13 protein-coding genes are annotated in these 21,093 nt (G+C 64.3%); all 13 read left to right on the forward strand.

What is annotated here, in order from left to right:
* Positions 1–28: 28 nt before the first annotated feature.
* The 13 genes from L867_RS0109165 to glgA all read left to right on the forward strand — a co-directional run bounded on the left by L867_RS0109165 (position 29) and on the right by glgA (position 21,089).
* A complete protein-coding gene (locus tag L867_RS0109165) occupies positions 29–1,456 on the forward strand; it encodes a mannose-1-phosphate guanylyltransferase/mannose-6-phosphate isomerase (RefSeq protein WP_028736601.1) in 1,428 nt (475 codons plus the stop codon).
* Between the two features lie 178 nt (positions 1,457–1,634).
* A complete protein-coding gene (locus L867_RS0109170; RefSeq protein ID WP_028736602.1) occupies positions 1,635–2,258 on the forward strand; it encodes a TetR/AcrR family transcriptional regulator in 624 nt (207 codons plus the stop codon).
* On the forward strand, positions 2,255–3,226 hold the full coding sequence (locus L867_RS0109175; protein ID WP_028736603.1) for an HlyD family secretion protein: 972 nt from the start codon (positions 2,255–2,257) through the stop codon (positions 3,224–3,226). Before L867_RS0109170 ends, L867_RS0109175 begins: the two co-directional genes overlap by 4 nt.
* The gene (locus L867_RS0109180; RefSeq protein WP_028736604.1) at positions 3,226–4,167 is read left to right on the forward strand and encodes an ABC transporter ATP-binding protein; all 942 of its coding nucleotides are present in this window, start codon (positions 3,226–3,228) and stop codon (positions 4,165–4,167) included. The genes L867_RS0109175 and L867_RS0109180 overlap by 1 nt, the downstream gene beginning before the upstream one ends.
* Positions 4,164–5,306, forward strand: a complete 1,143-nt coding sequence (locus L867_RS0109185; RefSeq protein ID WP_028736605.1) for an ABC transporter permease — start codon at positions 4,164–4,166, stop codon at positions 5,304–5,306. Before L867_RS0109180 ends, L867_RS0109185 begins: the two co-directional genes overlap by 4 nt.
* 149 nt (positions 5,307–5,455) lie before the next feature.
* Positions 5,456–8,785, forward strand: coding sequence for a transglutaminase family protein (locus tag L867_RS0109190; protein WP_028736606.1), 3,330 nt, complete (start codon positions 5,456–5,458; stop codon positions 8,783–8,785).
* A 4-nt stretch (positions 8,786–8,789) separates the two neighbouring features.
* Positions 8,790–11,204: a circularly permuted type 2 ATP-grasp protein gene (locus L867_RS0109195; RefSeq protein ID WP_028736607.1), complete on the forward strand. Its 2,415-nt coding sequence runs from the start codon at positions 8,790–8,792 to the stop codon at positions 11,202–11,204.
* Positions 11,205–11,208: 4 nt separating this feature from the next.
* Positions 11,209–12,087: a transglutaminase family protein gene (locus tag L867_RS0109200; protein WP_028736608.1), complete on the forward strand. Its 879-nt coding sequence runs from the start codon at positions 11,209–11,211 to the stop codon at positions 12,085–12,087.
* 116 nt (positions 12,088–12,203) lie between these two features.
* Entirely contained in the window at positions 12,204–13,415 is a 1,212-nt protein-coding gene (locus L867_RS0109205; RefSeq protein WP_084638498.1) for a TadE/TadG family type IV pilus assembly protein, read from the forward strand.
* A 277-nt stretch (positions 13,416–13,692) separates the two neighbouring features.
* Positions 13,693–16,155 carry a glycogen/starch/alpha-glucan phosphorylase gene (locus L867_RS0109210; protein ID WP_037173009.1) on the forward strand — a complete coding sequence of 821 codons (2,463 nt, stop codon included), beginning with the start codon at positions 13,693–13,695 and terminating at the stop codon, positions 16,153–16,155.
* Entirely contained in the window at positions 16,155–18,368 is a 2,214-nt protein-coding gene (gene glgB / locus L867_RS0109215; protein WP_028736611.1) for a 1,4-alpha-glucan branching protein GlgB, read from the forward strand. Before L867_RS0109210 ends, glgB begins: the two co-directional genes overlap by 1 nt.
* 13 nt (positions 18,369–18,381) lie before the next feature.
* Positions 18,382–19,650, forward strand: a complete 1,269-nt coding sequence (glgC, locus tag L867_RS0109220) for a glucose-1-phosphate adenylyltransferase (protein WP_028736612.1) — start codon at positions 18,382–18,384, stop codon at positions 19,648–19,650.
* A complete protein-coding gene (gene glgA / locus L867_RS0109225) occupies positions 19,650–21,089 on the forward strand; it encodes a glycogen synthase GlgA (RefSeq protein ID WP_028736613.1) in 1,440 nt (479 codons plus the stop codon). The genes glgC and glgA overlap by 1 nt, the downstream gene beginning before the upstream one ends.
* Positions 21,090–21,093 lie beyond the last annotated feature (4 nt).

Below are 21,093 nucleotides of genomic sequence, written 5' to 3' on the forward strand. Positions count from 1 at the left end.
TCCGCCAAACCGAAAGGCAAAGCAGAATATGACCGAGAAGATCGTACCCGTCATCATGGCGGGGGGAAAAGGCACCCGCCTCTGGCCGCTGTCGCGCGCCACCGCCGCCAAGCAGTTCATCCGCTTCATCGGCGACAAGACGCTTTTCCAGGGCACCCTCGACCGTGTCGCCGATCGGAGCCTCTACGAGCCGGCACTGGTGATCACCAATGAAGAATTCCGCTTCCTGGTCGCCGAACAGGCCCGCGAGATGGATGCCAAGCTCTGCGGCATTGTACTTGAGCCGGAAGCGCGCAACACGGCGGCCGCCGTTGCCGTCGCTGCCCTGATCGTCGCCGATCTCTACGGCAGTGACACGCTCCTGCAGGTCCTGCCGTCCGACCATGACATCGCCACCGACGAACGCTACCGGACCTGTGTCGACGCGGCGGCCACTGCCGCGCGCGCCGGCAAGATCGTCACCTTCGGCATCACGCCCACCGAGCCGGCCACCGGCTACGGCTATATCGAGATGGGCGAGCCGCTCACGGCCGGCGCCAACGCCGTCAAGCGCTTCGTTGAGAAGCCGAAGCTCGAGGACGCGGAAAAGATGCTCGCCGCCGGAAACTACTTCTGGAATTCCGGCATGTTCGTCTTCACCGCCGGGCAGATCCTCTCCGAACTGCGCCAGCTGGCGCCCGACGTGCTGGCCGCGGCGGAAAAATCGGTGCGTGGCGCGACCAAGGATCTCGACTTCAGCCGTCTCGACGCCGAGGCCTTCGCCGAGAGCCCGAGCATCTCGATCGACTATGCGGTGATGGAAAAGACGGCCAATGCCGCCGTCGTGCCCTCGCCGATCAGCTGGTCCGACCTTGGCAGCTGGGACGCCGTGTGGAAGCTCGGCAATGCCGATCCGGACGGCAACGTCGTCAGCGGCAATGCCACCTTGGTCAACACCCGCAATTCTCTGGTCATGTCGCGCAACAACCATCTCGCCGTTCAGGGCATGGACGGCGTGGCGGTGATCGCCAGCGAGGACGCCGTCTATGTCGGCCGGCTCGACGACAGCCAGCAGGTCGGCAACCTCGTCAAGCTGCTCGCCGCAGACAAGAAGACCGCGACGCTCACCGAAAACCACCCGACCTCGCTGCGCCCCTGGGGCGGTTATACGTCGGTGCTGAACGGCGAGCGCTTCCAGGTCAAGCGCCTCTTCGTCCATCCGGGCAAGAAGCTGTCCCTGCAGAAGCACCACCACCGCTCGGAACACTGGATCTGCGTCAAGGGCGCTGCCGAAGTGACGATCGACGACAAGGTGACCATGCTGCACGAGAACCAGTCGATCTACATCCCGCAAGGGGCCGTGCACCGCCTCGGCAATCCCGGCAAGATCCTGCTGGAACTGATCGAGATCCAGACCGGCTCCTATCTCGGCGAGGACGACATCATTCGCCTGGTCGACGAGTTCGGCCGGAGCTGACCGCCGGCTGACTCCGGACAACTGGCCCAGACAAGGACGACCCGCGAAACCCGGTTTCGCGGGTCTTTCTTTGCCTATTTCCCGGGACATTTCGAAAGGCGGCGCACCGAAACGGGTTGCCAAAGGTAACGCATTGCGTTAATGACTGACCAACCAGTCATTAATAGATCGACACCTCATGAACGAGAAAACCCGCAAACGGCGAGACCCGGAAGAACGACGCGCCGAGATCCTCGCAGCCGCCTTCGCCCTTTTTTCCGAGCGCGGCTTTGCCGCGACGCGCATCGAGGACGTGGCCGCCCGCGCCGGCATCGCCAAGGGCACGGTCTACCTGCACTTTCCCGACAAGGAGGCGCTGTTCACCTCGCTCGCCTCGGGCATGGCCTCGCCCATCCTGGTCAATATGCAGGCCATGGCCGCGAATGATGCGATCCCGGGCCGCATGATGATCGCCGGCCTCTACGCGCTGGCGCAGAACGAGATCCTCGGCACCGACCGGCGACACATGCTGCGCCTGCTCCTGTCCGAAGGGCAGTTCTTTCCGGTGGTGGCGGAATTCTACCACCGCAATGTGATCACCGTTGGCCTGCGCGTGTTGCGCCAGGTCCTCGAACGCGCCGCCGCGCGTGGCGAACTGCGCAATCCGAAGATCGCCGCGATGCCGCAGATCGTCTTCGCCCCCGTCCTGATGTCGATCATATGGGGCACGCTGTTCGAACCCTACGAACATCTCGACACCCGGGCCCTGTTCGACACCTTCCTCGAAACCCTGTTCCTCCCCGCTCAAGGAGACGCGCCATGAAGCGCATCGCCCTATTGGCGGTCGTCGTCGCGGCCGCGCTCTTCCTCCTGCCGATCTATCTCAACGGCCATGCCGAGCGTCCCTACCAGGGCTGGGTCGAAGCCGACCTGCTGTTCATCGGCCCGGAAACGGCGGGCCGGCTCGCCGACGTCACGGTCGAGGAGGGTGATCGCGCCGACGCGGGAAAACTGCTGTTCAGGCTGGAAGACACCGCAGCGCAGGCGGCCGTATCGGCAAAGGAAGCCACGCTGGCCGCGCTTCAGTCCCAGTATGACCTTGCCGTCGCCGCACAGAAGCGCCCCGAGGAAATCACCATCCTCAAGGCCTCGGAGCGTCAGGCCGAGGCCCAGCTTTCGCTCTCCGTGCAGGAACTCGACCGCATGCGCTCGCTCGCCCGCAGCGGCACGGCGACCCGCGCCAACCTCGACGCTGCCATTGCCGCCGAAGCCGCCAACCGCGCAGCCCTCGACAACATCCGTGGACAGGTCGCACTCGCCGGCCTTCCGGCGCGCAGCGAAACCATCCGCCAGGCGGAACAGACCATGGCGGCGGCAAAGGCCGAACTCGCCTCCGCCCGCGACGCGCTGGCCCGGCTGTCGGTCAAGGCCCCGGCCGCAGGCGCCGTGCAGACGCTCTATTACATGCCCGGCGAAGTCGTGCCGGCCGGACGCCCGGTCGTCGCCCTTCTCGCGCCCGAGGACATTCGCATCCGCTTCTTCGTCGCCGAAGCCGAGATCGCCAGGGTCGCGATCGGCCTGACGGTCCACATCACCTGCGACGGCTGCAAGCCGATGGATGCCAGGGTGAGCTTCATCTCCGACAAGGCCGAATACACGCCGCCGGAGATCTACAGCCTCGAAGAGCGCGCCAAGCTCGTCTATCGCGTCGAAGCCGTCCCGCAGGACCCGACCGCCGTCCGCCCCGGCCTTCCCGTCGACGTGACGCTGGCGCCGCCGGAGAACCAGTGATGAACGTCCCGTCAGTCCCGGCCGAACTGGTGATCGACGTCACCGACCTCACCAAAAGCTTTGGCGACCGCGTCGTCGTCGACAAGCTGTCGCTCGAGGTCCGCAAGGGAAGCATTCACGGCTTCCTCGGTCCGAACGGCTCGGGCAAGACCACGACCATCCGCATGCTGTGCGGGCTATTGACCCCCGACAGCGGCAGCGGCACCTGTCTCGGCTATGACATCCTCACCCAGTCGGAGGCGATCCGTCGGCGCGTCGGTTACATGACGCAGAAATTCTCGCTCTATCAGGATCTGTCGATCCGCGAGAACCTCGAATTCGTCGCCCGCGTCTACAATCTCGACGACCCGAAACGCAAGGCGCGCGATGCCATCGAGCGGCTCGGCCTCGGTGGCCGCGAGAACCAGCTCGCCGGCAATCTCTCGGGCGGCTGGAAACAGCGGCTGGCGCTCGGGGCCTGCATCCTGCCCGAGCCGGACCTTCTGCTGCTCGACGAGCCGACGGCCGGCGTCGATCCCAAGGCGCGGCGGGAATTCTGGAGCGAGATCCACGCGCTCGCCGCCGATGGCCTCTCGGTACTCGTTTCCACCCACTACATGGACGAGGCGGAACGCTGTCACGAGATCGCCTACATGGCCTATGGCAAGCTGCTGGTGCGCGGCACGGTCGATGAGGTGATCGCCTCGACCGGCCTCACCACCTGGAGCGTGTCGGGCCCGGACGTGCACAAGCTGCAGGCCGAGCTGGAACGCAGCCCGGGCATCGACATGGTCGCGCCCTTCGGCACCAGCCTGCATGTCTGCGGCAGAGACGAAGCCCTGCTGCTCTCCGCGATCGCGCCCTTCCGCCAGCGGCCGGGCCTCGTCTGGACGCCGAGCGAGCCGACGCTGGAGGATACCTTCATCGAGTTGATGAACCGGTCGAAGGACAATTTCCAATGAGTACGGCAAGCGTTGGCAACGGTTTCCTGCGCCGGTTCTGGGCGATGACGATCAAGGAATTCATCCAGATGACCCGCGACCGCATTACGCTCGCGACCATGGTGATGATCCCGGTCATGCAGCTTTTCCTCTTCGGCTTCGCCATCAACACCACGCCGCACAACCTGCCGACGACCGTCCTGATGCGGGAGAACACCGATCTGGGCCGCTCGATCCTCGGGGCGTTGAAGAACACCGACTTCTTCGACATCCGCCAGGTCGTAACCCGTGCCGAGGACATGGACCGGGTACTGGAATCCGGCAGCGCACTGTTCGTCGTCGAGATCCCCGAAGGCTTCGAGCGCGCCGTCCGGCGCGGCGAAAACCCGTCTCTTCTGGTCGCCGCCGACGCGACCGACCCTGTGGCGGCGAGTTCCGCGCTCGGCGCCCTCTCCGGCATCATATCCACCGCCCTCGAACGGGACCGGCACGTGACGATCGCAGAGGCGAGCAAGCCGCCCTTCACCATCGTCCAGCACCGCCGCTACAATCCGGCCGGCTCCTCGACCCTGAACATCGTTCCGGGGCTGCTAGGCACGATCCTGACGATGACGCTGCTGATATTCACCGCGCTCTCCGTGACACGCGAGCTGGAGCGCGGGACGATGGAGAACCTCTTGTCCATGCCGATCAAGCCGGTCGAAATCATGCTCGGCAAGATCGCCCCTTACGTGGTCATCGGCCTGGCCCAGGCGATCATCATCATCACCGCCGGTTACTTCGTCTTCCGCGTGCCGATCCTCGGCAGTCCGCTGGCTCTCGCCGCCGTGACCGCCCTCTTCGTCGTCTCCAACCTGTCGATCGGCTACACCTTCTCGACCATCGCCACCAACCAGCTCCAGGCGGTGCAGATGGCGATGATGTATTTCCTGCCAAACATCCTGCTCTCGGGTTTCATGTTTCCCTTCGCCGGCATGCCGAGCTGGGGCCAGTGGATCGGCGAGGCGCTGCCGCTCACCCATTACATCCGCGTGGTGCGGGCCATCATGCTGAAAGGCGCGTCGATCGAGGTTCTCGCCTATGACACGCTGGCACTGGTGGTGCTGACCATGATCGCCATGACCATTGCCGTTAAACGCTTCCGCCGGACCCTCGACTGACGGGAAAAACGCTGGACCCGGATGGCGCCCGGACAGCGTAGCCGGCGATGCGCCCAGGCTTTGCGCCCTTGCTTTATGGCGCTGCATTGCACAAGATCGCTCTTTAGCCCGGCAAAAAGAACAACGGGCGAAGAGGGCGAACAGCAGACATGTCGATCAAGGCGAGCATCTACCATCTCACCCATTACAAGTATGACAAGCCGGTCCGGCTGGGACCCCAGATCATCCGGTTGAAACCGGCTGCCCATTCCCGCACCAAGGTCTTGAGCCATGCGCTGAAGGTCACGCCGGCCAATCACTTCGTCAACCTGCAGCAGGACCCCTACGGCAACTACCAGGCCCGGTACGTCTTTCCCGACCCGGTCACCGAGTTCAAGATCGAGGTCGATCTCGTCGCCGACATGACCGTCTACAACCCCTTCGACTTCTTCGTCGAGGAGGAAGCGAGCAAGTGGCCGTTCGAATACCCGGCCGACATCCGCGACGACCTGAAGATCTACATGACGCCGGAACCTGACACCCCGGCACTGGCCGCCTTCATGCAGACGCTCGACAAGACGCCGGGCCAGGGCACGGTGGACATGGTCGTCGGCCTCAACGCCGCCCTGCAGCAGAAGATCGGCTATGTCATCCGCCTCGAGCCGGGCGTCCAGACGCCGGAAGATACGCTGACCATCGGTCAGGGTTCGTGCCGCGACACCAGCTGGTTGCTGGTGCAGGTGCTGCGCCGCCTCGGCCTGGCCGCCCGCTTCGTCTCGGGCTACCTGATCCAGCTGAAGCCGGACCTGAAGGCGCTTGACGGTCCGTCGGGCACCGAAGTCGACTTCACCGACCTGCATGCTTGGGCGGAAGTCTACCTGCCCGGCGCCGGCTGGGTCGGCCTCGACCCGACCTCGGGGCTTTTGACCGGTGAGAGCCACATCCCGCTCGCCGCCACGCCCCACTACCGCAACGCCGCGCCGATCACCGGCGGCTATTTCGGCCATGCGAACACCGAATTCGATTTCGCCATGACCGTGACGCGCGTCGCCGAGCATCCGCGCATCACCAAGCCGTTCTCCGACGAGAGCTGGGATGCGCTGAACGCGCTCGGCCACCGCGTCGACGCCGAACTTCAGGCCCGCGACGTGCGCCTCACCATGGGCGGCGAGCCGACCTTCGTGTCGATCGACGATTTCCAGTCGGAAGAGTGGAACACCGACGCGGTCGGCCCGACCAAGCGCGATAAGGCCGACATTCTGATCCGTCGCCTCAGGCAGCGTTTCGCCCCCGGCGGCTTCCTGCACTATGGCCAGGGCAAGTGGTATCCCGGCGAAAGCCTGCCGCGCTGGACCTTCTCGCTCTACTGGCGAAAAGACGGCAAACCGATCTGGCAGAATCCCGAACTGGTGGCGGAGGAAGGCAAGCGCTACGATGTGAGCGCCGACGACGCCGGCCGGCTGCTCGGCGAGATCGCCGAAGCCCTCGGCATCGAATCGGAAATGGTGGTGCCGGCCTATGAGGATCCCGGCGAGTGGATCCTCAAGGAGGCCAACCTTCCCGACAATGTCGACCCCGCCAACTCGAAGCTGAAGGACCCGGAAGAGCGAAGCCGCATCGCGCGCGTCTTTGAGCGCGGGCTGACCGAGCCGAGCGGCTATGTGCTGCCGGTCCAGACGTGGAACAGCAAGGCCACCGGCAAGCGCTGGGTGAGCGAGAAATGGAAGACCCGCCGCGGCAAGATCTTCCTCGTGCCGGGCGACAGTCCCGTCGGCTACCGCCTGCCGCTCGGTGCACTGCCCTACGTCCCACCGTCGCAGTTCCCCTATATCCACCCCGCCGACCCAAGCGAGCCGCGGGGACCTCTGCCGGAGGTCGTTGAGCCCGCCGGCCGCGCCATGCCCGAAGCCTCTTTCCAGGTCGACGACACGATCCAGCAGGGTCGCGTCGAGCAGGTGCTCGGCGAGATCGGCGGCGCGGTGCGAACCGCCATGTCGGTCGAGGTGCGCGATGGCCGCCTCAGCATCTTCATGCCGCCGGTGGAGCGGATCGAGGACTATCTCGAACTGGTCGCCGCCGCCGAACAGGCGGCAACCGCCATCGGCCTGCCGGTCCATATCGAAGGCTATGCGCCGCCGCATGACGAGCGCATCAATGTCGTGCGCGTCGCCCCCGACCCCGGCGTCATCGAGGTCAACATCCATCCCGCCGCCAGCTGGGACGACTGCGTCTCGATCACCGACGCCGTCTACGAGGAGGCGCGGGAATCGCGCCTCGGCGCCGACAAGTTCATGATCGACGGTCGCCATACCGGCACCGGCGGCGGCAACCATGTGGTGGTGGGCGGCGCCAATCCGGCCGACAGCCCGTTCCTGCGCCGTCCCGACCTGCTGAAAAGCCTCATCCTGCACTGGCAGCGCCATCCGTCGCTGTCCTACCTATTCTCCGGCCTGTTCATCGGCCCGACCAGCCAGGCGCCGCGCATCGACGAAGCGCGCCACGACAGCCTCTACGAACTCGAAATCGCCATGGCGCAGATCCCGATGCCCGGATCGGGCGAGGCTCCGCCGCTGCCCTGGCTGGTCGACCGGCTGTTCCGCAACCTCCTGATCGACGTCACCGGCAACACCCACCGCGCCGAGATCTGCATCGACAAGATGTTCTCGCCCGACGGTCCGACCGGCCGGCTCGGCCTCGTCGAGTTCCGCGGCTTCGAGATGCCGCCGAACGCCCGCATGTCGCTCGCCCAGCAGCTTCTGGTGCGCGCCCTCATCGCCCGCTTCTGGAAGAACCCGACCGGCGGCAGCTTCGTACGCTGGGGCACGGCCCTGCACGACCGCTTCATGCTGCCGCACTATATCTGGCAGGACTTCCTCGAAGTGCTGGCGGACCTGCGCGACAACGGTTTCGACTTCAAGCCGGAATGGTTCGCCGCCCAGCTCGAGTTCCGCTTCCCCTTCTATGGCGAGGTCGAATACGGCGATTCGCGGCTGGAACTCAGGCAGGCGCTCGAACCCTGGCATGTCATGGGCGAACAGGGCGCGATCGGCGGAACCGTGCGCTATGTCGACTCCTCGGTCGAACGGCTGCAGGTGCGACTGGAAACGGGCAATCCGGAACGCTATGCGATCGCCTGCAACGGCCGGCGTGTGCCACTGGCGAAGACGGGAACCAACGGCGTCTCGATCGGCGGCGTGCGCTACAAGGCCTGGCAGCCGGCCTCGGGCCTGCATCCGGTCCTGCCGGTCAACACACCGCTAACATTTGATGTTTATGATATGTGGTCGGGCCGGTCGATCGGCGGTTGCGTCTACCATGTGGCGCATCCCGGCGGTCGAAACTACGACACATTCCCTGTGAACGGGAATGAAGCGGAGGCAAGGCGGCTTGCGCGTTTCGAACCGTGGGGTCATACAGCAGGCAATTTTCCGCTATGGCCGGAGACGGTTTCGCCGGAATTCCCCCATACATTGGACTTGCGGCGACCCCAGGGTATATGACTAGATGGCGAACAAACCGGCGGCGGACAGAGGCCCGGCAGACGAAGAGATGAAGGAAGCGCGAACAGCCGGTTATCGCGTCCTTCCGGGCGCCGCCGACGAAATGCTCGATGCCGAAGGCAAGATCCGCCCGGTCTGGCAGTCCTTTGTCGCGGCCATCGACCGCATGTCCGAACACGACCTGCATGAACGGTTCGCCCGGGCCGACCGCTACCTGCGCGACGCCGGCGTATTCTACCGCGCCTATGGCGCTGCCGGCTCCAGCGAGCGCGTCTGGCCCTTCTCCCACATCCCGGTGCTGATCGACGAGAAGGAATGGAACGTGCTGGCCGCGGGGCTGGTGCAGCGCGCCAACCTGCTCGAGGCCGTCGTCGCCGACATCTACAGCGACAACAAGCTGGTCGAGCAGGGTTTCCTGCCGCCCGCCCTCGTCGCCGCCAATCCGGAATTCCTGCGTCCGCTGGTCGGGATCAAGCCGGCCGGCGGCCACTATCTGCATTTCTGCTCCTTCGAGATCGGCCGCGGGCCGGACGGCAACTGGTGGGTACTCGCTGACCGCACCCAGGCGCCCTCCGGCGCAGGCTTTGCCCTGGAAAACCGCGTGGCGACGACCCGCGCCTTCTCCGATGTCTATGCCGAGAGCCATGTGCACCGGCTGGCCTCCTTCTTCGGCGCCTTCCGCGAGGCCTTGCAGGCACAGAAGCAGAACAGCGACGACCGGATCGCCGTCTTGTCGCCCGGCCCGGCCAACGAGACCTATTTCGAGCACGCCTACATCGCCCGCTATCTCGGCATCATGCTGCTCGAGGGCGAGGATCTCGCCGTGGTCAACGGCCGCGTCATGGTGCGGACCGTTGCCGGGCTGAAGCCCATCAGCGTGCTTTGGCGCCGCCTCGACGCCGCCTATGCCGATCCGCTGGAGCTCGACCAGAGTTCCCATATCGGCACGCCGGCCATGGTGCAGGCGCTGCGCAACGGTTCGGTCACTTTCGTCAACGCGCTCGGTTCCGGCGTTCTCGAAACCCGGGCTTTCCTCGCCTTCATGCCGACCATCTGTCGCCATCTCCTGGGCGAGGACCTGGCCCTGCCGTCGATCGCCACCTGGTGGTGCGGCCAGAGAAGCGAGCGCGCGCACGTCGCGCGCAACATCGACCGCATGGTGATCGGCCCCGCCTATTCCCGCCTGCCCTTCTTCGACGACAACGGCCGTTCCGTGCTTGGCTCGCGGGTGTCCGGCTTGTCACGCCATTCGACGACCGAGTGGCTGGAGACCGAAGGCTCGAACCTCGTCGGCCAGGAGGTCGTCACCCTCTCCACCACCCCGGCTCTGATCGACGGCAAGCTGACGCCCCGCCCGATGTCGCTTCGGGTCTACGCCGCCCGCACCCGCGACGGCTGGCAGATCATGCCGGGCGGCTTTGCCCGCATCGGCTCCGGTGACGACGTGACCGCGCTCGCCATGCAGTCGGGCGGCAGCGCGGCCGACGTGTGGATCGTCTCCAACAAGCCGGTCGATCGCACCTCGCTTCTGCCGGCCGAGGAGAGCTTCACCCGCAACATGCCCGGCAGCCTGCCGAGCCGGGCCGCCGACAACCTCTACTGGCTCGGGCGCTATATCGAGCGCTCGGAAGGCGCGCTGCGCATCCTGCGCGCCTGGCATGCACGCTTCGCCGAATCCGCCGATCCGGACCAGCCGCTGCTCGCCTATGTCACACGCTATCTCTCCGACGTAGACGTCGAGATGACCCATGGCGTGCCGGAAAGTCTGCTGCGCAATATCGACAGCGCGGTCTATTCGGCCAGCAATATCCGCGACCGCTTCTCGCCCGACGGCTGGCTGGCGCTGAACGACCTGGCAAAGACCGCACGTCGTTTCCATGCCACGGTGAAACTCGGCGACGACGCCGCACACGCGATGACCGTGCTGTTGCGCAAGCTTGCCGGTTTCGCCGGCCTGGTGCACGAAAACATGTACCGCTTCACCGGCTGGCGCTTCCTCACCGTCGGACGCCTCCTGGAACGCGGCCTGCACATGACCCGCCTGCTCGGCCACATGACCGCCGAAGAGGCCCCCGACGGCGCGCTCGACATGCTGCTGGAGATCGGCGACAACGTCATGACCCATCGCCGCCGCTACAATGTCAGCACCGCCCGGTTGACCGTCACCGACCTGCTGGCGCTCGATCCGCTCAATCCGCGCTCGATCCTGTTCCAGCTGAACGAGATCCGCACCGAGGTCGAGCAATTGCCGAATGCTTTCGTCAACGGCCAGATGTCGCCCTTCTATCGCGAGACCATGCGGCTGCACTCGACGCTCGCGGTCATGACGCCTGAAACCATGGATGCCGATATCTACGCCGGCCTGGAGCGCGATCTCGAAAAGCTCTCCGACCTCCTCGCCAGCACCTATCTCGGATAATCGGATGCTTTACGATCTCTCCCTGCATATCGGCTATCTCTACGACGTACCGGCCTCGGGCGCGCACCATATCCTGCGCCTGCTGCCGCTGTCGCTGCCCGAACGGCAGCGTCTCGTGGCCGGCACAGTCACGGTGACCCCGAAGCCGGACGAGCGTTCGAACTTCACCGACTTCTTCCAGCACCCGGCGACCTACGTCATGTATCGCTCGCCGCATGAGAAGTTCGATATCCGCATGCAGGCCCGTGTCTCGGTCCAGGCCCAGCCGCTGACCGCGGATTTTTCGCCGATCCTCGCGAAGCTGCCGGAAGAACTGTCCGATTGCTGGTCGCTCGGCCCGGAATCGCCGCACCATTTCCTCGGCACGAGCCCGCGACTCGGCGCCGAACCGATGATCGCCGACTATGCGCGCGCGAAGCTGAAGCCCAGCCTCACCGTGCGCCAGATCGCCGAAACGATCTGCACGCGCATCTACGACGATTTCAAGTACGACCCGGAGGCTACCACCGTCGATACGCCGCCGCTGGAAGCCTTTTCGCTGAAGCGCGGCGTGTGCCAGGACTTCGCCCATGTGATGATCATCGCGCTGAGGAGCCTCGGCATCCCGGCCGGCTATGTCAGCGGTTTTCTCAGGACCATCCCACCACCGGGCAAGGAACGTCTGGAAGGCGCGGATGCCATGCATGCCTGGGTCCGGGTATGGTGCGGCGAAACCGTTGGCTGGATCGAACTCGATCCGACCAACAACATCACGGTTGGCGGCGACCACATCGTCACTTCCTACGGTCGTGACTATTCGGACGTCGCGCCCGTTATCGGTGTGCTGAAAAGCTACGGCAGCCACCAGACGGCGCAGGCAGTCGACGTCATCCCTGTGAAGTAGACCTGCTAACCGGCATCCCATCCAATTCAGTAGAATTTAACCTTTTCATTTAAATCGAAAAATAGGTTTCTTCTGTATTCAATCATCAAAGTGCTCGTTTTTGACGGATGAACATGATGGTCGATACCAGACAGAAGCACACACTGTTCCGCGGATTCATGAAGGATCGTGGCGGCAATTTTGGCATGATGACGGCAATCCTCCTTCCCGTCCTTTTGGCCGGCGCAGGGGTAGCGATGGACCTCGCCAAACTCGTGCAGGTGCGATCGGCACTGCAGGACGCAGCCGATTCCGCCGCGCTGTCCGCCGCCTCGGCCCTCGCCGGCAAGGGCATCACCGATGAAGAAGCCATTGCGCTGGCCAAGAAATTCATGGCGGCACAGTTCAAGAACGCCAACCAGAGCGGCGCCCTTCCTACCGAACAAGAAGAACAGGCCGCCGAGGATCTCGCCGACACCGCCCTCGCCAGTGTCCATCGCACCGCAGGCGCGAGCGGCGCCACGAACACCTATGAGGTGACCGTGAACGGGCAATACGATGTGGGCATGAACGCCTTCACCAAGCTGCTGGGCTACGAGACCGTGCGCGTCGGCGTGTCCAGCACGTCGGAAAGCACGACCGAGAGCAAGAACGCCCTGTCGATGTATCTCGTGCTCGACCGCTCCGGCTCGATGGCCGAAAACACCAGCACGGTAAACTCCGCGCAGCCGACGAAGGTGGAATACTACTCCTGCGGCTGGTACACCTGCTCGCGGACCGTCACCAACTACGTCCTGAAGATCGACGCGCTGAAATACGCCGTGGCCGACCTCGTCGACCAACTGACGACGGCCGACCCCGACAAGAAATACGTGCGGACCGCGGCGATCTCCTACAACTCGTCCAGCCAGACGCCGACGACGTTCGAATGGGGAACGACCAAGGTGACGAACTATGTCAACGCGCTGACCGCGACCGGCGGCACGGATTCGTCAAACGCCTTCAAGACCGCCTACCAGAAGGTGACGGCGAATTCGGAGGTCAACGCCCACATCGCCAAGAACGGCCAGAAGGATCCGGGCAAGTTCATCATCTTCATGACCGACGGTGACAACAACTACACCAGCGCCGACACCTCGACCAAAGCTTGGTGCGACAGCGCCAGGGCGGCGGATGTGGAAGTCTTCAGCGTCGCCTTTATGGCACCGACCCGCGGCCAGCAGCTGCTCTCCTACTGCGCCACCGACACGTCGCATTACTATGACGCAAACGATGCCGCCCAGCTCGTCGCCGCCTTCAAGGAGATCGGCGAGAAGGCCTCGATGGCGGCCACGCGCCTGACCAACTGAGTTCGGGCAACACCCGGCCCACGGGCTTCGGACATCCGGCAGACCAGGCCGCGCCCCGTCAGGGACGCGGCCTTTTTCGTCTTCGGCACCCCGTCCGCAAGTCTTTGAATTTCAGCTACTTGATGTCGACCGCCGCGATAGGGTGTTTTTCGCACTTGCCAATTTCCTGTGTTGCAAGAGCTTCGTAACGATGCGTAAACTGTGTTCAGTAAGCGCGTGCCGTTAGGGGAGAATCGGCGCTGCATCCCGATTGGCGAGCAACCGAATTGGCAAGATCATGATCAAGAGCCTGAGCAAAGCCGACCTGCCCCTGCCGCAGCCCCGCGTCTCCGATCCGGAGGTTCTGGCCGCCGAAATCATCGAGCGCCTGACCTACGGGATCGGTAAGGACGCCAAGGTGGCGACGCCGCATGACTGGCTGACGGCCACCATTCTGGTCGTGCGCGACCGCATCATCGACCGATGGATGGAAACGACGCGCGCCGCCTATAACAACAACGCCAAGCGCGTCTATTACCTCTCGCTCGAATTCCTCATCGGCCGGCTGATGCGCGACGCCATGTCCAATCTCGGCATGATGGACGAGATCCGCCAGGCGCTCGCCTCGATGGGGGTCGATCTCGACGTGATTGCCGGCCTGGAAGCGGACGCGGCCCTCGGCAATGGCGGCCTTGGCCGGCTTGCCGCCTGCTTCATGGAGTCGATGGCAACCGTCCACATTCCCGCCTATGGCTACGGCATCCGTTACGTGCACGGCCTTTTCCGCCAGCAGATGGCCGACGGCTGGCAGGTGGAGCTTCCCGAGACCTGGCTTGCCCACGGCAACCCCTGGGAATTCGAGCGCCGCGAGAGTTCCTACGAAATCGGTTTCGGCGGCGCGGTCGATACCGTCTCCGGCCATGACGACGAGCCGCATTTCGTCTGGAAGCCGGGCGAGCGGGTGATCGCCACCGCCTACGACACCCCGGTCGTCGGCTGGCGTGGCGACCACGTCAACACGCTGAGGCTCTGGTCGGCCCAGCCGATCGATCCGATCCTGCTGGAAGCCTTCAACGCCGGCGACCACATCGGCGCGCTCAAGGAAAGCAACAAGGCCGAGACGCTGACCCGCGTGCTCTACCCGGCCGACGCCACCACGGCCGGCCAGGAACTGAGGCTGCGCCAGGAATACTTCTTCTGTTCGGCCTCGCTGCAGGACATCCTTCGCCGTCATCTGCAGCAGGGCAACGAACTCTCGGCCCTGCCGGACAAGGTGGCGATCCAGCTCAACGACACCCACCCGGCCATTTCCGTCACCGAACTGATGCGGCTGCTGTGCGACGTGCACGGCCTCGACTTCGATACCGCCTGGGGCATCACCTGGCGCACCTTCTCCTACACCAACCACACCCTGCTTCCCGAGGCGCTGGAAAGCTGGCCAGTGCCGCTGTTCGAGCGGCTGCTGCCCCGGCACATGCAGCTGGTCTATGCGATCAATGCCAAGATCCTGCGTGACGCGCGCAAGAACCGCAATTTCTCCGACCACGAGATCAGCCATATTTCGCTGATCGACGAGAGCGGCGACCGGCGGGTGCGCATGGGCAATCTCGCCTTCATCGGCTCCCACAGCATCAACGGCGTATCGGCGCTGCATACCGAGCTGATGAAGGAAACGGTGTTCGCCGACCTGCACAAGCTCTACCCGGACCGCATCAACAACAAGACCAACGGCATCACCCCGCGCCGCTGGCTGATGCAGTGCAATCCGCGCCTGACATCGCTGATCCGCGACACGGTGGGCCCGGACTTCCTCGACGACGCCGAAAAGCTGAAGGCGCTCGACGCCTATGCCGACGACCCCGAATTCCAGAAGCAGTTCGCTGCCGTGAAGCGCGCCAACAAGGAGCAGCTGGCCAATCTCGTCGCCAGCCGCATGGGCATAAGGCTCGACCCGTCGGCGATGTTCGACATCCAGATCAAGCGCATCCATGAATACAAACGCCAGCTCTTGAACATCATCGAGACCGTGGCGCTGTTCGACCAGATCCGCACCCATCCGGAGCGCGACTGGGTGCCGCGCGTCAAGCTGTTCGCCGGCAAGGCCGCGCCGAGCTACCATAACGCCAAGCTGATCATCAAACTTGCCAACGATGTCGCCCGCGTCATCAACAACGATCCGGCCGTCCGCAACCTGCTGAAGGTCGTGTTCATCCCCAACTACAACGTCTCGCTCGCCGAGGTGATGGTGCCCGCCGCCGACCTCTCCGAACAAATTTCCACCGCCGGGATGGAAGCGTCGGGAACCGGGAACATGAAGTTCGCGTTGAATGGTGCGCTGACCATCGGCACCCTTGACGGGGCCAATGTCGAGATGCGCGACCATGTGGGCGAGGAGAACATCGTGATCTTTGGCATGACGGCCGGTGAAGTCGGAAAGGTACGGGCGGGCGGACACAATCCGCGCGCTGTGATCGAAGGCTCGCGCGAGCTTTCCCAGGCCCTGTCCGCGATCGCTTCGGGCGTCTTTTCGCCCGACGATCCGGGTCGTTTTGCCGGCCTGGTCGACGGACTGTACCAGCATGACTGGTTCATGGTCGCCGCCGACTTCAACGCCTATGCCAAGGCCCAGCGCCAGGTCGACGCTCTGTGGGGCGACGACGCCGCATGGTATTCCAAGACGATCCGCAACACGGCGCGTATGGGCTGGTTCTCCTCCGATCGGACCATTCGCCAGTACACCGCCGACATCTGGAGAGCCTGATGGCAAAATCACCGAAGAAGATCGGTGATACCGCGCGGCCGGAGATCCCTCCACCCGCCGAAATAGACGCAATTGTTCATGGCAGCCACGAGGACCCGTTCTCGGTCCTGGGCCTGCAAAAGACCGCATCGGGCTTCGTCGCGCGCTGCTTTGTCCCGGGCGCCGAAGCGATCTCGGCATTTTCCATCGGCGGCACGTCGCTCGGCGAGTTGTCGTGCCTCGACCCCGCCGGCTTCTTCTGCGGACCGGTCGCTGCCGACAGCTTCCAGCCGCTGCGCTACCGCGCGACCCGCGGCGATGTGGAGTGGACTGTCACCGATCCCTACAGCTTCGGGCCGGTGCTCGGACCGATGGACGACTATTTCGTCCGTGAAGGCTCGCACCTGCGCCTGTTCGACAAGATGGGCGCCCATCCGCTGAAGCATCAGGGCGTCGACGGCTTTCATTTCGCCGTCTGGGCGCCGAATGCCCGGCGCGTCTCCGTGGTCGGCGACTTCAACGAGTGGGACGGACGGCGCCATGTGATGCGGCTTCGCCGCGACACCGGCATCTGGGAAATCTTCGCGCCGGACGTCCGGCCAGGTTCCATCTACAAGTTCGAGATCATCGGCAAGAACGGCGAACTGCTGCCGCTGAAGGCCGACCCCTATGCGCGGCGCGCCGAGCTTCGGCCGAAGAACGCCTCGGTCACCACCGCCGAACTGGAACAGACCTGGGAGGACGCGGCGCACCGCAAGCACTGGGCGACCATCGACCAGCGCCGCCAGCCGATCAGTGTCTACGAGGTCCATGCCGGGTCCTGGCAGCGGCGCGATGACGGCACCATGCTCAGCTGGGACGAAATGGCCGCGCGCCTGATCCCTTACTGCGTCGACATGGGCTTCACCCATATCGAATTCATGCCGATCACCGAGCACCCCTACGATCCGTCCTGGGGCTACCAGACGACCGGGCTCTACGCCCCGACCGCCCGCTTCGGCGAACCGGAGGGTTTCGCCCGCTTCGTCAACGGCTGCCACAAGGTCGGCCTCGGCGTCATCCTCGACTGGGTTCCGGCCCATTTTCCGACCGACGCCCACGGGCTGCGCTGGTTCGACGGAACGGCGCTCTACGAACATGCCGACCCGCGCCAGGGTTTTCACCCCGACTGGAACACGGCGATCTACAATTTCGGCCGGCTCGAGGTCGTTTCCTACCTGGTCAACAACGCGCTGTACTGGGCCGAGAAATTCCATCTCGACGGGCTGCGCGTCGATGCCGTCGCCTCCATGCTCTACCTCGACTATTCGAGGAAGGAAGGCGAATGGATCCCCAATGAATATGGCGGGCGGGAAAATCTGGAGGCCGTGCGTTTCCTGCAGCAGATGAACAAGGCCGTCTACGGCACCCATCCGGGTATCTTGACCATCGCCGAGGAATCCACCTCCTGGCCCAAGGTTTCCCAGCCGGTGCACGAAGGCGGACTCGGCTTCGGCTTCAAGTGGAACATGGGCTTCATGCACGACACGCTGAGCTATTTTGCCCGCGATCCGGTGCACCGCAAGTTCCACCATCAGGAACTGACCTTCGGCCTGCTCTATGCCTTCTCCGAGAACTTCGTGCTGCCGATCTCCCATGACGAGGTCGTGCACGGCAAGGGCTCGATGATCGCCAAGATGCCTGGCGACGACTGGCAGAAATTCGCCAATCTGAGGAGCTATTACGGCTTCATGTGGGGCCATCCGGGCAAGAAGCTGCTGTTCATGGGCCAGGAATTCGCCCAATGGAGCGAGTGGAGCGAGGAGCGCTCGCTCGACTGGAATCTTCTGCAATACCCGCTTCACGAAGGCATGCGTCGGCTGGTGCGCGACCTCAACTTCACCTATCGCTCAAAGCCGGCACTGCATGCCCGCGACAGCGAAGGCGAAGGCTTCGAATGGCTGATCGCCGACGATCACGACAATTCCGTCATCGCCTGGCTGCGCAAGGCACCCGGCGAGAAGACGATCGCGGTGATCTGCAATCTGACCCCGGTCTATCATGAGGGCTATGTCGTGCCGCTGCCTTCGACCGGGCGCTGGCGCGAAATTCTCAATACCGACGCGGAAATCTACGGCGGCAGCGGCAAGGGCAACGGGGGACGCGTGGAGGCCGGACCGGGTGACGGCGGCCGCGCCTATGCCATCCTGACCTTGCCGCCGCTGGCCGTGATCATGCTGGAACAAGAAAACTGAGGCGGGAGGCGAAATGATGGAGAAGCGACCCCAACCCCTGGCGCGCGATGCCATGGCTTATGTGCTTGCCGGCGGCCGCGGAAGCCGTCTCAAGGAACTGACGGACCGGCGCGCCAAGCCCGCCGTCTATTTCGGCGGCAAGGCTCGCATCATCGATTTCGCCCTGTCCAATGCGATCAATTCCGGCATCCGCCGCATCGGGGTGGCGACGCAGTACAAGGCCCACTCGCTCATCCGCCACCTGCAGCGCGGCTGGAACTTCTTGAGGCCCGAGCGCAACGAGAGCTTCGACGTGCTGCCGGCCAGCCAGCGCGTTTCCGAGACGCAGTGGTACGAGGGCACCGCCGACGCCGTCTACCAGAACATCGACATCATCGAGCCCTACGGCCCGGAATACATGGTCATCCTGGCGGGCGACCACATCTACAAGATGGACTACGAACTGATGCTGCAGCAGCACGTCGACTCCGGCGCCGACGTCACCATCGGCTGCCTGGAAGTGCCGCGCATGGAAGCCAGCGGTTTCGGCGTCATGCATGTCGACGGCAATGACGAGATCATCGCCTTCATCGAGAAGCCCGCCGATCCGCCGGGCATTCCCGGCAACGAGGAATTCGCGCTGGCCTCGATGGGCATCTACGTGTTCCACACGAAGTTCCTGATGGACATCCTGCGCCGCGATGCCGCCGACCCGCATTCGAGCCGCGATTTCGGCAAGGACATCATTCCCTACATCGTCTCGAACGGCAAAGCGGTGGCGCATCGCTTCGCCCATTCCTGCGTGCGTTCCGACTTCGAAAGCACACCCTATTGGCGAGACGTGGGCACGCTCGATGCCTATTGGCAGGCCAATATCGACCTCACCGACATCGTTCCCGAGCTCGACATCTACGACAAGTCCTGGCCCATCTGGACCTATTCGGAGATCACCCCCCCGGCAAAATTCGTGCATGACGACGAGGGCCGGCGCGGTTCGGCGATCTCCTCGCTGGTAGCCGGCGACTGCATCATCTCCGGTTCATCGCTCTACAAGAGCCTGCTCTTCACCGGGGTAAGGGCCAATTCCTATTCGCGTCTCGAAGGCGCGGTGGTCTTGCCGAAGGTCATGATCGGCCGTCATGCGCGGCTGACCAACGTCATCATCGACCATGGCGTGGTGATCCCCGAAGGCCTGGTCGTCGGCGAGGATCCGGAAATGGATGCCCGGCGTTTCCGTCGCTCGGAGGAAGGCATCTGCCTGATCACCCAGCCGATGATCGACAAGCTCGGCATGGCAGGCTGATGAAAGTCCTCTCGGTCACTTCCGAACTCTACCCGCTCGTCAAGACCGGAGGGCTCGCCGACGTCGCCGGCGCATTGCCGCTGGCGCTGAAGGCCTATGACATCGAGACCAAGACCCTGATTCCCGGCTATCCGGCCGTGATGAAGGCCATCCGCAATCCGGTGAAGCGCGCCGAATTCGCCGACCTCTTGGGCGTGCAGGCCAACCTCCTCGAGGCGCGCCACGAAGGCGTCGACATTCTCGTGCTGGACGCTCCGGCACTGTTCGAACGCGCCGGCGGTCCTTATGTCGATCCCAACAGCCGCGATTATGCCGACAACTGGAAACGCTTCGCCGTGCTGTCCAAGGCCGGCGCGGAGATCGCCACCGGCGCCATTGCCGATTGGCAGCCGGACCTTGTCCACGCCCATGACTGGCAAAGCGCGCTGACGCCGGTCTTCATGCGCTACGGCGAAGCGCCGGAACGGCCAAGCCTGATCACCATCCACAACATCGCCTTCCAGGGCCAGTTCGCCTCGGATATCTTCCCGGAACTCGGCCTGCCCGCCCACGCCTTCTGGGAAGCGCTCGAATATTACGGCACGATCAGCTACCTGAAGGGTGGTCTTGTCGCCGCCCACGCGATCAGCACGGTCAGCCCCTCCTATGCCGAGGAGATCCTGACGCCCGCCTTCGGCATGGGCCTGGAAGGCGTCATCGCCAGCCGCGCCGACGACCTCTACGGCATCGTCAACGGCATCGACGCCACCGTGTGGAACCCGGCGGCCGACCAGCTCATCGCCCAGACCTACACGTCCGCCGCGCTGAAGAAGCGCCAGGCGAACCGCGACGCCCTGGCCGCCCGCTTCTCGCTCGACAGTGACGACGGGCCGATCTTCTGCGTCATCTCGCGCCTGACCTGGCAGAAGGGCATGGACCTGCTGGCCGAAGTCACCGACACGATCGTCGCGGCAGGTGCCAAGCTCGTCATTCTCGGCTCGGGCGATCATGCGCTCGAATCGAGCCTGCTTGCGGCCGCAGCCCGCCACAAGGGCCGGATCGGCATGGTCGTCGGCTATGACGAACCGCTGTCGCATCTGATGCAGGCCGGTTCCGATGCCATCCTCATCCCGTCGCGCTTCGAGCCCTGCGGCCTCACCCAGCTCTACGCCCTGCGCTACGGCTGCGTTCCGGTGGTCGCGCGCACCGGCGGGCTGGCGGACACCATCATCGACGCCAACGAAGCGGCCCTCAACGCCCAGACCGCGACCGGCATCAAGTTCGCCCCCAGTTCGGCCGACGCCCTGCGCTCGGCGATCCGCCGCGCGGTGCGCCTTCACACCTCTGACAAAATCTGGGGTCAATTGCAGAAGCAGGGGATGAAATGCGACGTCTCCTGGGGCAGAAGCGCCGAGCGCTATGCCGAACTCTATCAACGCCTCGTCTCGAAAGGCCAGTAAGTCC

The organism is Paenirhizobium selenitireducens ATCC BAA-1503, from assembly GCF_000518785.1.
Taxonomy (GTDB): domain Bacteria; phylum Pseudomonadota; class Alphaproteobacteria; order Rhizobiales; family Rhizobiaceae; genus Allorhizobium; species Allorhizobium selenitireducens.